A 12,862-nucleotide genomic window follows, 5' to 3' on the forward strand; every position below is an offset into this window, starting at 1 on the left:
CTCAGAGACGGCGCAGCCGCTCCGCCGCCTCCCGCAGCACTTCCTCCCGTTTGCAGAACGCGAAGCGTACGAAGGGGGCGCCCGCGTCCTGGTCGTCGTAGAAGACCGCGTTGGGGACGGCGACCACGCCCGCGCGTTCGGGCAGGGCGCGGCAGAAGGCGAGGCCGTCCTTCTCGCCGAGCGGGCGGATGTCGGTGGTGACGAAGTAGGTGCCGGCCGGCCGGAACACCTCGAAGCCCGCGTCGGCGAGCCCCGCGGCCAGCAGGTCCCGCTTCGCCGCCATGGAGGCGCGCAGCTCGGAGAAGTACGTGTCGGGCAGTGCCAGGGCTTCGGCGACCGCGTACTGGAACGGCCCCGACGACACGTACGTCAGGAACTGCTTGACCGAGCGCACGGCCGTCACCAGCTCCGGTGCCGCCGTCACCCAGCCGACCTTCCAGCCGGTGAAGGAGAAGGTCTTGCCGGCGGAGCCGATCGTCACGGTGCGCTCGCGCATGCCGGGGAAGGTGGCGAGCGGCAGGTGCACGGCGTCGTCGAAGACCAGGTGCTCGTAGACCTCGTCCGTCACCACCAGCAGGTCCCGTTCCACCGCCAGCTCGGCCACCGCGGACAGTTCCTCGCGGGTCAGGACCGTGCCGGTCGGGTTGTGCGGGGTGTTGATCAGGAGCAGGCGGGTGCGGTCCGTGACCGCGGCGCGCAGCTCGTCCAGGTCGAGGCGGAAGGCGCCGCCGTCCGGGCGCAGGGTGACCGGCACCCGGGTGCCGCCCGCCATCGCGATGCACGCGGCGTAGGAGTCGTAGTACGGCTCCAGCGCGACGACCTCGTCACCCGGTTCGAGCAGCGCCAGCAGCGCGGCGGCGATGGCCTCGGTGGCGCCCGCCGTGACCAGCACCTCCGTGTCCGGGTCGTGGTCGAGGCCGTAGCGGCGCCGCTGGTGGTCGGCGATCGCGGTGCGCAGCTCGGGGATGCCGGGCCCCGGCGGGTACTGGTTGCCGCGCCCCTCCAGCAGGGCGCGCGCGGCCGCCTCGCGGATCTCCTCGGGGCCGTCCGTGTCGGGAAAGCCCTGGCCCAGGTTGATCGACCCGGTCCGCACGGCGAGCGCGGACATCTCGGCGAAGATCGTCGTCCCGAACCCGGCGAGCCGGCGGTTGAGCAGGGGGCGTGCGCTTGAGGTCATGCCCGTCATCCTGCGCCGAAGCTCTGGAGTTCCTCAACTGTGCTTTGGCGTCCGCGTGGGCCGGGCATCCCCGTCTCACGCACAGACGAGGCGCCCACGGGGGGACGCTTCGGGGGACGGAAGGAGGGTGACGCCATGGAAATCGGCATCGTCCTGATGGTGATGGTGGTCCTGTTCATCGCGGCCCTGGGACGCTCGCGGCGCGCGAGGCGGCGCGGCGGCCGGCGCGGTGGCTCGTCCGGGTCGTCCGACAGCAGCAGCTGGTGGGCGGGCGGCGCGGCCGCGGACTCGTCGTCCAGCGGTCACCACGGGCACCACGGAGGCCATGGGGGACACAGCGGGCACGGCGGGCACGGTGGGCACTCGTGCGGCGGTGGCCACTCCTCCTGCGGCGGCGGTTCGTCCTGCGGCGGGGGTTCGTCCTGCGGTGGCGGCGGCGGATGCGGCGGAGGCAACTGACCGGAGGGACAGGCGAAATAGGGGACATGGGGGACAGGAGAGGCGGGAGAGGCCAGGGGGAGGGGGCCTGCGGGAGCCGGGGGGCGGGCGGATGCATCGGACACTGTTGAACAGTTGAGCTGTGCAGCCCCCTGAGGGATGGAAACCCCACGAAGTTGGGTAAAAACGCTGTGGCGGCGCCGCAGTTCATGATTCCCTCTAAAACGCCATCGCAGCCCCTCGGACGTCCCGCAGACATCTCCTCCCCGGCCGGGCCGGCGGAGCCGACCGGGTCGGCGGAGCCGATCCCCCCGGTGCCGAACGGGGTTGCGCCGGGTCCTCCTCCCTTTTCTCTTTGTCTCTTTGCGCGTTAGCGGAGCCGATCCATGCTCACGACCCTGAACACCTCCTACACCGATACACGCGCGGCCGACCTGGCCTGGGCGCTGGGACGGGAGCCGCTCCCCGCCCTTGCCACTCTCGACCTCGAACTCACGGGTGCCAAGCTCCAGTTGCGGCTGCTCGGCGCGTCCCACCAGGTGCTCCTGGACGAGCAGCGGGGCGCCTGCTCGGAGACGGTGGCGTGCATCCCGGGGTCCAGCACGCCCCTGCCGCTCGGCGTGGCCAAGCGGGTCGGCGACTGGGAGTACGAGTTCGCGGCCCGCGTGGAGGTCCTCACGCCCGGCTCTTTCGCGGGCCGCGCCCAGGAGTTGCTGGCGCTCGTCTCCGACCACCCGCAGGGCCTCGCCGGGGTCTTCCCCGGCAGCCCGCACGCCTTCACCGCGATGCTCGCCCAGCGGCACGAGGGCCAGGTGCACTGGCGTACCTGGCACGCCTATCCGCAGGACGGCCAACTGGTGGCGACCCGGACCAGGGTGGGCGTGCGGGTGCCGGTGGCCCGTCCGGAGCGGCTGACGGCGTAAACATCCCGCACGCCAAGGAACTTCAGTTCCACACGTGTGGGTGACAAAGCGTGCCGGGCATGTGACGTAACGTCGGGGAGTGATCGATCCGCACGCGCCCGCCCGCCCCGGCTCGCCGCCGTCCTGGGGCGCCCCCGCGCGGCTGCCCGTACGGCCCGGGACCGGTCGGTTCCTGGTCCTCGCGTGCGTCTTCGTCTGCGCGGCCTGCGGCCTTGTGTACGAACTCGAACTCGTCGCCCTCGCGTCGTACTTGACCGGTGACACGGTCACCCAGGCCTCCGTCGTGCTGTCCGTGATGGTCTTCGCGATGGGCATCGGCTCGCTCGCCGCGAAACGGCTGCGCCGGTACGGCGCGGCCGGCTTCGGCGCGGTGGAGGCGATGCTCGCGCTCATCGGCGGATGCAGCGCGATGGCCCTGTACGCGGTCTTCGCCTGGACCGGCGCCTGGGGCGGCCTGTGGGCCGACGGACCGCGCTGGATCCTGGTCGCCTTCTCCCTCGCCATCGGACTGCTCATCGGCGCCGAGGTCCCGCTGCTGATGGAGCTCATCCAGCGGATCCGCCGCCAGGACGCGGGCGGCGCGGTCGCCGACCTGTTCGCGGCGGACTACGTGGGCGCGCTGGCCGGCGGCCTCGCCTTCCCCTTCCTGCTGCTGCCGTGTCTGGGTCAGCTGACCGGCACGCTGCTCACCGGCGCGGTCAACGTCGTCGCGGGCGGCGCCCTCGTCCTCGGCCTGTTCCGGCGCGACCTCACCCGGCGCGCCCGCCGGCTGCTGCTGGCCGCGGGCCTCGCCGTCCTCGCCGCCCTCGCCTGCGCGGCCGTATTCGTCGACGACTTCGAACGGGCCGCACGCCACGCGGTGTACGGCGGTGACGTCCGGGTCGCGGTCCGGACGGACGTCCAGGAGGTGGTCCTCACCGGCGGCACCCACGGCCGCCCGCTGGACCTCTTCCTCGACGGCAGGCTGCGGGTCGACGGCCGTGACGAGCGCCGCTACCACGCGGCCCTGGTCGACCCGGCGATGCGGGGCCCGCACGCGCGCGTGCTGATCCTCGGCGGCGGGGACGGGCTGGCCGCGCGGGAGGTGCTGCGCCACGCGGACGTACGGCGGCTCGACGTGCTCGAACGCGACCCCGGCCTGATCCGGCTGGCCCGCGAGGACCCGCCCCTGTCCCGCCTCAACCACCACGCGTACGACGACCGCCGCGTCCACATCACCACCGGCGACGCGTTCGCCCGACTGCGCGAGACACCCGGGGCGCGGTACGACGTCGTCATCGCCGACCTGCCCGACCCCTGCCTCACCGACAGCACCAAGTTCTACTCACAGGAGTTCTACGGCCTGGCCCGCCGGTCGCTGACCCCCGGCGGGCGTCTGGTCGTCCACGCGGGCCGGCACGCCTTCTGGACGGTGGACGCCACCCTGCGCGCGGCGGGCTTCGCCACCTCGCCCTACCGGGGCCCACGCGAGCGGGGTTTCCTGCTGGCCGCGCCGGGACCGGTGGCACCGCCCCTGACACCGCCGTACGCACACCGGACACCGCGTCCGCCGCACGAGGACCCGCCCCCGTCGACACTGGTGCACCCTCGCTACTGAACACCGGCCGCCTAACACCGGCCGACCCAAAAAACGCGAGGGAGGATACGCCCCGCCCGCACATGGGTAGGCTTCGCGAACATGGAGCACGAGGTCTTCGTCCCGGTTCCCCCCGACCGCATGCGAGCCGCGCTGGGGGATCCCGCGCGCGTCGCCCGTGCGGTTCCCGGGCTCCAGCAGGACGCCGGAGCGGAGCCGGTCACGGGCCGGCTGAAGGTGCGGGTCGGCAGCCACTCGGTAACCTACCGGGGGTCGGCCCGGGTCACCCCGAGGGACGACGGGTCGTATGCCGTCGAGGGTGACGCGACGGAGGCCCGGGGCACCGGCTCCGTGAAATACGCGCTCACCCTGCGGCTGCGGGACACGGACGGCGGCACCACGGTCACCTTCGACGGCACGGCCACGGCGGACGGCCGGGTCGCGGAACTGCCGCCGGAGGCGGTGACATCGGCGGCGACCCGGCTGCTGAGCCGCTTCGTGGAGGGACTCGGCGCGACGGCGGAGGAACCCGAACCCGAACCGGAGCCGGAGCCCGGGCCCGCGCCGGAGAGCACCGACACACCCACAGCCACACCCGCCTCCGTCTTCGACACCGAGGTCCCGCCCCCCGCCCTGGACCCCTCCTCGGATCCTTCCCTGGACTCCGCCGCGGACTTCACCGAGGCCGCCGTACCGCCCGCCGAGGCGGCGCACGCGCGGCGGACGATGATCGGGCGCAGCGCGGAGGAGGTGGACCACGCCCCGCCGCGCGGCCGTTACGCCCCCGTACCGGCCCCGCAGACCGTCGCCGGGCGCACCACGCTGCGCTGGGCGGCGCCGGCCGCCGCCCTGGCCGTGGCGTCGGCGATCGTGGTGGGGCGGGCGCTGCGCAGACGCAGTTGAGTAGGGTCGTGCCGTGAGTAACGAAGACATCACGCTGACCGCGGGCGACGCGGAAGTGACGGTGCGGCCCGGCAACGGCTGCCGTGTCGGAGGACTGCGGGTCGGCGGCGTCGAACTGCTGCGGCAGGGCGAGCGCTTCGGCTGCTTCCCGATGGTGCCCTGGTGCGGCCGTATCAGGGAGGGGCGTTTCCTGAGCGGCGGCACCGAACACCAGATGCCGCTCAACTCCCCGCCGCACGCCATCCACGGCACCGCACGCGACGGCGCCTGGCGAGTCGCCCGGCTCGCCGCGCACGAGGCGGTCCTGACGTACGACCTGGTGGACCCCTGGCCCTACTCCGGCCGTGTCACCCAGTGCGTCACGCTGACCGAGGACACGCTGACGCTGGCCATGTCCGTGGAGACGTACGACTCCTCGTTCCCCGCGCAGATCGGCTGGCACCCCTGGTTCAACCGCAGCCTGGGCGGCGAGGACGCGCGGCTCGACTTCACCCCTGCCTGGCAGGAGGAGCGCGGCGACGACCACCTGCCCACCGGTCACCGGATCGACCCGAAGCCGGGCCCCTGGGACGACTGCTTCGGCATGCCGGGCGGGGTGGACGCCACGCTCACCTGGCCGGGACAGCTGGAGTTGCGGGTGACGAGCCCGGAGCAGTGGGCCGTCGTCTACGACGAGCAGGCGGAGGCCATCTGCGTGGAGCCCCAGACGGGCCCGCCGAACGGGCTGAACACCGCGCCGCGCCTGGTCACACCGCTGGAGCCGCTGGAGGCCAGCACCATCTGGAGTTGGCGCCGCCTCTAAGCTGTCGGTATGACGGACGTACGTGGCGCGCTGCTTCAGCAGATCAAGGACAAGGCCGTGGTGCACGGCAAGGTGACCCTGTCGTCGGGCCTGGAGGCCGACTACTACGTGGACCTGCGCCGCATCACCCTCGACGGCGAGGCCGCCCCGCTGGTCGGCGAGGTGCTCCTGGAGCTGACCGCGGACCTCGACTTCGACGCGGTGGGCGGGCTGACCATGGGCGCCGACCCGGTCGCGGCCGCGATGCTGCACGCCGCCGCGGCGCGGGGCCGCAGGCTGGACGCCTTCGTCGTACGGAAGGCGGCGAAGGCGCACGGTCTTCAGCGGCGCGTCGAGGGCCCGGAGATCCAGGGCCGCCGGGTGCTGGTGGTGGAGGACACCTCCACCACCGGCGGTTCGCCGCTGACCGCGGTGGAGGCGGTGCGCGAGGCGGGTGCCGAGGTCGTCGCCGTGGCGACCATCGTGGACCGGGCGACCGGCGCCGCCGAGAAGATCGAGGCGGGTACGGGGGTTCCGTACCGGTTCGCCTACTCCAAGGACGAACTGGGTCTGGACTGAGCGCGGAGTTTTCCACAGGCTGGACGGGGTGGCCCTCGGATCCGGCTCCGTCTGCGAAGATGAGCCCGACGACGACGTCACCCCCTAGGTCAGGGCAGTAGTACGTAGGACGCAGCAACCCAACCCGCAACCCGTACAACAAGGAGCGGACACATGCCCATCGCAACCCCTGAGGTCTACAACGAGATGCTCGACCGGGCGAAGGCAGGCAAGTTCGCCTACCCGGCCATCAACGTCACCTCGTCCCAGACCCTCCACGCGGCCCTGCGCGGTTTCGCGGAGGCGGAGAGCGACGGCATCATCCAGATCTCGACGGGTGGCGCCGAGTTCCTGGGCGGTCAGTACAGCAAGGACATGGTCACGGGCGCGGTCGCGCTGGCCGAGTTCGCGCACATCGTCGCCGCGAAGTACCCGGTCACGGTCGCGCTGCACACCGACCACTGCCCGAAGGACAAGCTCGACGGGTATGTGCGTCCGCTGCTGGCGGTCTCCGAGGAGCGGGTGAAGAACGGTCAGAACCCGCTCTTCCAGTCGCACATGTGGGACGGCTCCGCCGAGACCCTCGCCGACAATCTGGCCATCGCCCAGGAGCTGCTGGAGCGCGCCCGCGCCGCCAAGATCATTCTTGAGGTGGAGATCACCCCGACCGGCGGCGAGGAGGACGGCGTCTCCCACGAGATCAACGACTCCCTCTACACCACGGTCGACGACGCGATCCGTACGGCGGAGGCACTCGGCCTCGGCGAGAAGGGCCGCTACCTGCTCGCCGCGTCCTTCGGCAACGTGCACGGCGTGTACAAGCCGGGCAACGTGGTGCTGCGGCCCGAGCTGCTGAAGGAGCTGGCCGACGGCGTCGCCGCGAAGTTCGGCAAGCCGTCGCCGTTCGACTTCGTCTTCCACGGCGGTTCCGGTTCCTCCGAGGAGGAGATCGCGACCGCGCTGGAGAACGGCGTCGTCAAGATGAACATCGACACCGACACGCAGTACGCGTTCACCCGCCCGGTCGCCGACCACATGTTCAAGAACTACGACGGCGTCCTGAAGGTCGACGGCGAGGTCGGCTCCAAGAAGACGTACGACCCGCGTACCTGGGGCAAGGTGGCCGAGGCGTCGATGGCCGCCCGTGTCCTGGAGGCGACCCAGCACCTGCGCTCGGCGGGCATGAAGATCAAGTAGTGGGCCCCGGTTCCACGGCCGTACGAGCATGTCGCCGTACGGCCGTGGCGGGGTATACCTGGGTACATGCCAGATGTCCGGCTGGCCTCGTCCCAGGGCAAGTGGATCCTGCTCACCACGGTGCTCGGTTCCAGCATGGCCATGCTGGACTCGACCGTCGTCAACGTGGCGCTGCCGCGCATCGGCGAGGATCTGAACGCGGACCTGGCCGCCCTCCAGTGGACGGTCAACGCGTACATGCTGACCCTGGCGGGTCTGATCCTGCTGGGCGGATCACTCGGCGACCGGTACGGCCGCCGCAGGACCTTCGTCGTGGGCGTGGTCTGGTTCGCCACCGCGTCCCTGCTGTGCGGGTTCGCGCCGAACGCGGGCGTCCTCATCGCCGCCCGCGCCCTCCAGGGCATCGGCGGCGCCCTTCTCACCCCGGGCTCGCTCGCCCTGATCCAGGCCTCCTTCCATCCGGACGACCGGGCCAGGGCGGTCGGCCTGTGGTCCGGGTTCGGGGGCGTCGGGGCGGCCGTCGGCCCGTTCCTCGGCGGCTGGCTGGTGGACGGCCCCGGCTGGCGCTGGGTGTTCCTGCTGAACGTGCCGGTGGCCCTGGTCTGCGTCCCCGTCGCGGTACGGCACGTGCCCGAGTCGCACGACGGCGGCGGTCACGGCCGCTTCGACGTCCTCGGCGCGGTGCTGGGCGCCCTGGCGCTGGCCCTGGTGACGTACGCGCTGATCGAGGCGCCCAACGGATCACCCGCCGTGATCGCCACCGGCGTGGCGGGCCTGGCGGCCGCCGGAGTGTTCGTGTACGTGGAGAAACACCGCCCCGACCCGATGCTGCCCCTGGGAATCTTCGCGTCGCGCCAGTTCACGGCCGTCAACCTGGTCACCCTGTGTGTGTACGCGGCGTTCGGCGGGTTCTTCTTCCTCACCGCGCTCCAGCTCCAGGTGGTGGCCGGCTACTCGCCCCTCCAGGCGGGCACGGCGCTGCTGCCGACCACCGTGATGATGCTGCTGTTCTCGGCCCGCTCGGGCGCGCTGGCCGACCGCATCGGCCCGCGCGTCCCGCTCACCGTCGGCCCGCTGCTGTGCGCGGTCGCGATGCTGCTGATGCTGCGGGTGGGCCCGCACGCCGACTACCTCACGGACGTCCTGCCCGCCCTGCTGGTCATGGGCACCGGCATGGTCGCCCTGGTCGCCCCGCTGACCGCCACGGTGCTGGCCTCCGTGGACGTCACCCGGGCGGGACTGGCCAGCGGCGTCAACAACGCGGCGGCCCGCGCGGCCGGCCTGATCGCGGTGGCCGCGCTGCCCGTGCTGACCGGCATGGGCCCCGAGGCGTACCGCTCGCCGCCCGCCTTCAACGCCGCGTTCGACAGGGCGATGCCGATCTGCGCGGGCGTGCTGGTGGTCGGCGCCGCCCTGGCGTTCACGTTCGTCCGGGGCCTGCCCCCGGGCTGCCGCCGCCCGGAGTGCCGTCACCACGGCTGTGTGACCGCGCCCCCCTTGGAACGGGGGCCGGCGTTGTCGGCCCGTCGGGCGATCGGGGACGAGGCCCGTCCAGGCCCGAAAGGGGAGCCCGGGGGCCGCGGCCCCCGATGACGGCCCCCCGCACGGGTCACCCCAGGAGCTCGGCGAACGCCGTCTCGTCGCTGTCGCGCAGGAACTGCCGGCACCGCTCGCTCTCGTCCTTCTCGCCGATCGACTCGGCGGCCTGCGCGAGCACGGCCAGGCAGCGCAGGAAGCCCCGGTTGGGGTGGTGGCTCCAGGGGATCGGGCCGTGACCCTTCCAGCCGCCCCGCCGCAGGGCGTCGAGCCCCCGGTGGTAGCCGGTGCGGGCGTACGCGTACGACTCGATCACCCGGCCCCCCGCGAACGCCTCCTCGGCGAGCAGCGCCCACGCGGGCGAGAACGTCGGGTACCTGGCCGCCACCTCGGCGGGCGGCAGGGACTCGTCGTCGAGCAGGCGGTAGGCCTCCTCGTTCGCGGGGAGGTACGTCGGGTCGGGGCCGCCGAGCAGGTTCGTGTGGGTCGTCATGGATGCAGTCTGCCACCGGCGGACCGGCACCGACGACGACGTCCACCCCGGTCAGGGCTTGCCGTGACCGGGGTGATTACGGAGGATGCCGGTGGGGACCGGGGCCCCCGTGCCGGCATCGGCAGGGGCGGACCGCTACCCGGAGCAACAGCAGGAGACAGCGATGTCCCACCAGGCTCATCCCCCGACCGAAGCCCCCGAGGCCGTAGAAGTGCCCGGGGCCGCTGAGGCCACTGAGCCCGAGACCCCGCATCTCGACTTCGCCGGCACCACGCCGTACGAGGACTATGTCCGGGCGGACGTGCTCACCCACCTCCAGCACACCCTCTCCGACGACCCCGGTGAGATGGTCTTCCTGGTGACGACCCAGGTCATGGAGCTGTGGTTCACCGTCATCGTGCACGAGTGGGAGACCGCGGCCCGTGCCCTGCGCGAGGACCGGGTGCCGGTGGCGGTCGACGCGCTGAAACGTTCCGTTCGGGAGCTGGAGGCGCTCAACGCCTCCTGGCGGCCGCTCGGGCAGCTCACCCCGGCCCAGTTCAACTCGTACCGCTCCGCCCTCGGCGAGGGCTCCGGCTTCCAGTCGGCGATGTACCGCCGCATGGAGTTCCTGCTCGGCGAGAAGTCCGCGTCGATGCTCGTACCGCACCGGGGCGCCCCGCGCGTCTACGCGGAGCTGGAGAAGGCCCTGCACGAGCCGAGCCTGTACGACGAGGTGGTACGGCTCCTCGCACGGCGCGGCCACCCGGTCCCCGAGTCGTTCCTCGCCCGTGACGTGTCGCTGCGCTACGAGCCCTCGCCGGAGGTCGAGGAGGCCTGGACCGCCGTCTACTCCGGCGACGCGGACGCGGAGCTCGCCCGGCTGGGCGAGGCGCTGACCGACGTGGGCGAGCTGGTCTGGCGCTGGCGCAACGACCATCTGGTCGCCACCCGCCGGGCGATGGGCGCGAAGGCAGGCACCGGCGGTTCGGCCGGGGTGGCCTGGCTGGAGAAACGAGCCCGCAAGAACGTGTTCCCCGAGCTGTGGACGGCGAGATCCCATGTCTGAGCATGCCCTGCGCGCGGAGAAGCTCGACGCCGGCGACGAGCTCGCCGCCCTGCGCGACCGTTTCGTCCTCGACGACGTCGTCTACCTGGACGGCAACTCCCTCGGCGCGCTGCCCGTGCACGTCCCCGCCCTGGTCGATGACGTCGTCCGCCGCCAGTGGGGCGAGCTGCGCATCCGCTCCTGGCAGGAGAGCGGCTGGTGGACCGCTCCCGAACGGATCGGCGACCGGATCGCCACGCTGGTCGGGGCGGCGCCGGGGCAGATCGTGGTCGGCGACTCCACCAGCGTCAACGTCTTCAAGGCGCTGGTGGCGGCGGTGCGGATGGCGGGGGAGGACCGGGACGAGATCCTGGTCGACGCCACCGCCTTCCCCTCGGACACCTACATCGCCGAGTCCGCCGCCCGGCTCACCGGACGAGCGCTGCGCCCGGTGATCCCGTCCGACGTGCCCGGCGTGCTGTCCGGCCGTACGGCGGCGGTGCTGCTGAACCACGTCGACTACCGCACCGGACGCCTGCACGACCTGCCCGCGCTCACGGCCGCCGTCCGTGCGGCGGGCGCCGTCTCGGTCTGGGACCTGTGCCACAGCGCGGGCGCGCTGCCGGTCGGCCTGGACGAGCACGGGGTGGACCTGGCCATCGGCTGCACCTACAAGTATCTGAACGGCGGCCCGGGTTCACCGGCGTACCTGTATGTGCGGACCGGCCTCCAGGACCGGTTCGACAGTCCGCTGCCCGGCTGGAACTCGCACGCCGAGCCGTTCGGCATGCGCCCCGCCTACGCCCCCGCGCCGGGCGCCCTGCACGGTCGCGTCGGCACGCCGGACATCCTCTCCATGCTCGCCCTGGAGGCCGCGCTGGAGGTCTGGGACGGGGTGTCCATGGACGCGGTGCGCGCCAAGTCCCTCGCCCTCACGGACTTCTTCCTGGAGTGCGTGACGGCCTACGCCCCGCCCGGCACCGTGGAGTCGCTGACCCCGGAGGCACACGCGGAGCGCGGCAGCCAGGTCGCGCTGCGCTGCCCCACCGCCGTCGACGTGATGCCGCGGCTGATCGAACGGGGCGTGGTCGGCGACTTCCGCCACCCGGACCTCCTGCGTTTCGGTTTCACCCCGCTGTACGTCGGCTTCGCGGACACCGAACGGGCGGCACGGGTGCTGGGGGAGGTGCTCGGCTAGGCCGCCTAAGGGTGGCGCGGCGGCGTGGATTCCTGCGGGTGATCGGCCGGGTGATCGGCCTGGTACCGTCCAGACCCGTTGCTTCGCTGAGAGGTTGGAGTATGTCCGACGCCGCCGACGCCGCCGCCCGCGCCGCCGCCGAGGAGGAGTCGGCCTTCTCGCATCCGCCCGTCGCCCCGGACGGCACCGCGGCGTACGGCGACCACCCCGACCAGGTGATCGACTTCTACGCCCCGCGCGACGCCGGTTCGCCGTCCCCGGACTCGGCCGCGCCGCTGGTCGTGGTGGTGCACGGCGGCGCCTGGCGGGCCGCGTACGACCGCCGCCACATCACCCCCTTCGCCGATTACCTGGCCCGCCGTGGCTTCGCCGTGGCCAATGTCGAGTACCGGCGGGGCGGCACGATCCCCGCCCAGGGCGGTGCCGGTCCGGTGGCCGGGCGCTGGCCGGACACCTTCGACGACATGGCCGCCGCGCTGGACGCCCTGCCCGCGCTGGTCCGCGAGGCGCTCCCGGGGGCCGATCCGCGCCGTACGGTGCTCACCGGGCACTCGGCGGGCGGTCACCTGGCCCTGTGGGCGGCGGCCAGGCACGTCCTGCCCGCCGGCGCGCCCTGGCGCACGGCCGGGCCCGCGCCCCTGCGCGGTGTGGTCGCCCTCGCCCCCATCGCGGACTTCGAGGTCGCCGGGAAGCTCGGCGTGTGCGGCAACGCGTCCCTTCAACTCCTCGGCGGACCGGAGAAGTTCGCCGAGCGTCGGCCTTTCGCCGACCCCGCCCTGCTCCTCCCCACCGGTATCGCCACCACCCTCGTCCAGGGCCGTACCGACCTGGTCGTGCCGCAGGAGGTCGCCGAGGCGTACGCCGACGCGGCCGCCAGGTCCGGTGAGGTGGTGGGGCTGACCCTGCTGGAGGAAGCCGGTCACTTCCCGCTGATCGACCCGGCGGCGGACGCGTGCGCGGTGGTGGCCGAGGAGATCGCGCAACTGGCCTGGTAGAAGCAGTGGTTGGCGGTCCCTGAGAGGGAGCCCCGTCGTCCCCCTAGGCCTTGAGTGCTA

Annotated in this window: 13 protein-coding genes; 11 read left to right on the forward strand and 2 right to left on the reverse strand. The window is 72.8% G+C overall.

All coding sequences use genetic code 11. The features are described 5' to 3' along the window. Nucleotide 1 precedes the first annotated feature (1 nt). Nucleotides 2-1,186 carry a pyridoxal phosphate-dependent aminotransferase gene (locus ACIPK3_RS11110; RefSeq protein WP_402568316.1) on the reverse strand — a complete coding sequence of 395 codons (1,185 nt, stop codon included), beginning with the start codon at nt 1,184-1,186 and terminating at the stop codon, nt 2-4. A gap of 126 nt (nt 1,187-1,312) precedes the next feature. Between ACIPK3_RS11110 and ACIPK3_RS11115 the strand changes: the two genes are divergently transcribed. The 8 genes from ACIPK3_RS11115 (at nt 1,313) to ACIPK3_RS11150 (ending at nt 9,146) form a co-directional block, all read left to right on the forward strand. Continuing rightward, the gene (locus ACIPK3_RS11115; protein ID WP_402568318.1) at nt 1,313-1,636 is read left to right on the forward strand and encodes a hypothetical protein; all 324 of its coding nucleotides are present in this window, start codon (nt 1,313-1,315) and stop codon (nt 1,634-1,636) included. 365 nt (nt 1,637-2,001) lie between these two features. Continuing rightward, complete coding sequence (locus ACIPK3_RS11120) at nt 2,002-2,538, forward strand: DUF2617 family protein (RefSeq protein WP_402568320.1); 537 nt, start codon at nt 2,002-2,004, stop codon at nt 2,536-2,538. 79 nt (nt 2,539-2,617) lie between these two features. Next, nucleotides 2,618-4,135, forward strand: a complete 1,518-nt coding sequence (locus ACIPK3_RS11125; RefSeq protein ID WP_402568322.1) for a polyamine aminopropyltransferase — start codon at nt 2,618-2,620, stop codon at nt 4,133-4,135. A gap of 81 nt (nt 4,136-4,216) precedes the next feature. Beyond that, nucleotides 4,217-5,017 (forward strand): SRPBCC domain-containing protein, encoded by an 801-nt coding sequence (locus tag ACIPK3_RS11130; RefSeq protein WP_402568323.1) that lies wholly within the window; start codon nt 4,217-4,219, stop codon nt 5,015-5,017. Between the two features lie 13 nt (nt 5,018-5,030). Further along, nucleotides 5,031-5,819 carry an aldose 1-epimerase gene (locus ACIPK3_RS11135; protein WP_402568325.1) on the forward strand — a complete coding sequence of 263 codons (789 nt, stop codon included), beginning with the start codon at nt 5,031-5,033 and terminating at the stop codon, nt 5,817-5,819. A gap of 9 nt (nt 5,820-5,828) precedes the next feature. Beyond that, a complete protein-coding gene (gene pyrE / locus ACIPK3_RS11140; RefSeq protein ID WP_402568326.1) occupies nt 5,829-6,377 on the forward strand; it encodes an orotate phosphoribosyltransferase in 549 nt (182 codons plus the stop codon). A 153-nt stretch (nt 6,378-6,530) separates the two neighbouring features. Continuing rightward, the gene (gene fbaA / locus ACIPK3_RS11145) at nt 6,531-7,553 is read left to right on the forward strand and encodes a class II fructose-bisphosphate aldolase (protein WP_402568327.1); all 1,023 of its coding nucleotides are present in this window, start codon (nt 6,531-6,533) and stop codon (nt 7,551-7,553) included. A 66-nt stretch (nt 7,554-7,619) separates the two neighbouring features. Further along, the gene (locus tag ACIPK3_RS11150; protein WP_402568329.1) at nt 7,620-9,146 is read left to right on the forward strand and encodes an MFS transporter; all 1,527 of its coding nucleotides are present in this window, start codon (nt 7,620-7,622) and stop codon (nt 9,144-9,146) included. 16 nt (nt 9,147-9,162) lie between these two features. Here ACIPK3_RS11150 and ACIPK3_RS11155 read toward each other — a convergent pair whose 3' ends face one another. Next, nucleotides 9,163-9,582: a DUF3151 domain-containing protein gene (locus ACIPK3_RS11155; RefSeq protein WP_402568330.1), complete on the reverse strand. Its 420-nt coding sequence runs from the start codon at nt 9,580-9,582 to the stop codon at nt 9,163-9,165. Between the two features lie 163 nt (nt 9,583-9,745). Here ACIPK3_RS11155 and ACIPK3_RS11160 point away from each other — a divergent pair, with 163 nt between their 5' ends. The 3 genes from ACIPK3_RS11160 to ACIPK3_RS11170 all read left to right on the forward strand — a co-directional run bounded on the left by ACIPK3_RS11160 (nt 9,746) and on the right by ACIPK3_RS11170 (nt 12,802). Further along, nucleotides 9,746-10,630 (forward strand): tryptophan 2,3-dioxygenase family protein, encoded by an 885-nt coding sequence (locus ACIPK3_RS11160; RefSeq protein ID WP_402568332.1) that lies wholly within the window; start codon nt 9,746-9,748, stop codon nt 10,628-10,630. Next, complete coding sequence (kynU, locus tag ACIPK3_RS11165; RefSeq protein ID WP_402568333.1) at nt 10,623-11,807, forward strand: kynureninase; 1,185 nt, start codon at nt 10,623-10,625, stop codon at nt 11,805-11,807. Before ACIPK3_RS11160 ends, kynU begins: the two co-directional genes overlap by 8 nt. A 101-nt stretch (nt 11,808-11,908) precedes the next feature. After that, a complete protein-coding gene (locus tag ACIPK3_RS11170) occupies nt 11,909-12,802 on the forward strand; it encodes an alpha/beta hydrolase family protein (RefSeq protein WP_402568335.1) in 894 nt (297 codons plus the stop codon). Nucleotides 12,803-12,862: the final 60 nt, after the last annotated feature.

The organism is Streptomyces sp. NPDC086787 (assembly GCF_044745865.1).
GTDB lineage: Bacteria > Actinomycetota > Actinomycetes > Streptomycetales > Streptomycetaceae > Streptomyces.

Coding starts and splice junctions, on each gene's coding strand:
- ACIPK3_RS11110 (WP_402568316.1), bottom strand. CDS start 1,186: ATGACGGGCATGACCTCAAGCGCACGCCCCCTGCTCAACCGCCGGCTC.
- ACIPK3_RS11115 (WP_402568318.1), top strand. CDS start 1,313: ATGGAAATCGGCATCGTCCTGATGGTGATGGTGGTCCTGTTCATCGCG.
- ACIPK3_RS11120 (WP_402568320.1), top strand. CDS start 2,002: ATGCTCACGACCCTGAACACCTCCTACACCGATACACGCGCGGCCGAC.
- ACIPK3_RS11130 (WP_402568323.1), top strand. CDS start 4,217: ATGGAGCACGAGGTCTTCGTCCCGGTTCCCCCCGACCGCATGCGAGCC.
- pyrE (WP_402568326.1), top strand. CDS start 5,829: ATGACGGACGTACGTGGCGCGCTGCTTCAGCAGATCAAGGACAAGGCC.
- fbaA (WP_402568327.1), top strand. CDS start 6,531: ATGCCCATCGCAACCCCTGAGGTCTACAACGAGATGCTCGACCGGGCG.
- ACIPK3_RS11150 (WP_402568329.1), top strand. CDS start 7,620: ATGCCAGATGTCCGGCTGGCCTCGTCCCAGGGCAAGTGGATCCTGCTC.
- ACIPK3_RS11155 (WP_402568330.1), bottom strand. CDS start 9,582: ATGACGACCCACACGAACCTGCTCGGCGGCCCCGACCCGACGTACCTC.
- ACIPK3_RS11160 (WP_402568332.1), top strand. CDS start 9,746: ATGTCCCACCAGGCTCATCCCCCGACCGAAGCCCCCGAGGCCGTAGAA.
- kynU (WP_402568333.1), top strand. CDS start 10,623: ATGTCTGAGCATGCCCTGCGCGCGGAGAAGCTCGACGCCGGCGACGAG.
- ACIPK3_RS11170 (WP_402568335.1), top strand. CDS start 11,909: ATGTCCGACGCCGCCGACGCCGCCGCCCGCGCCGCCGCCGAGGAGGAG.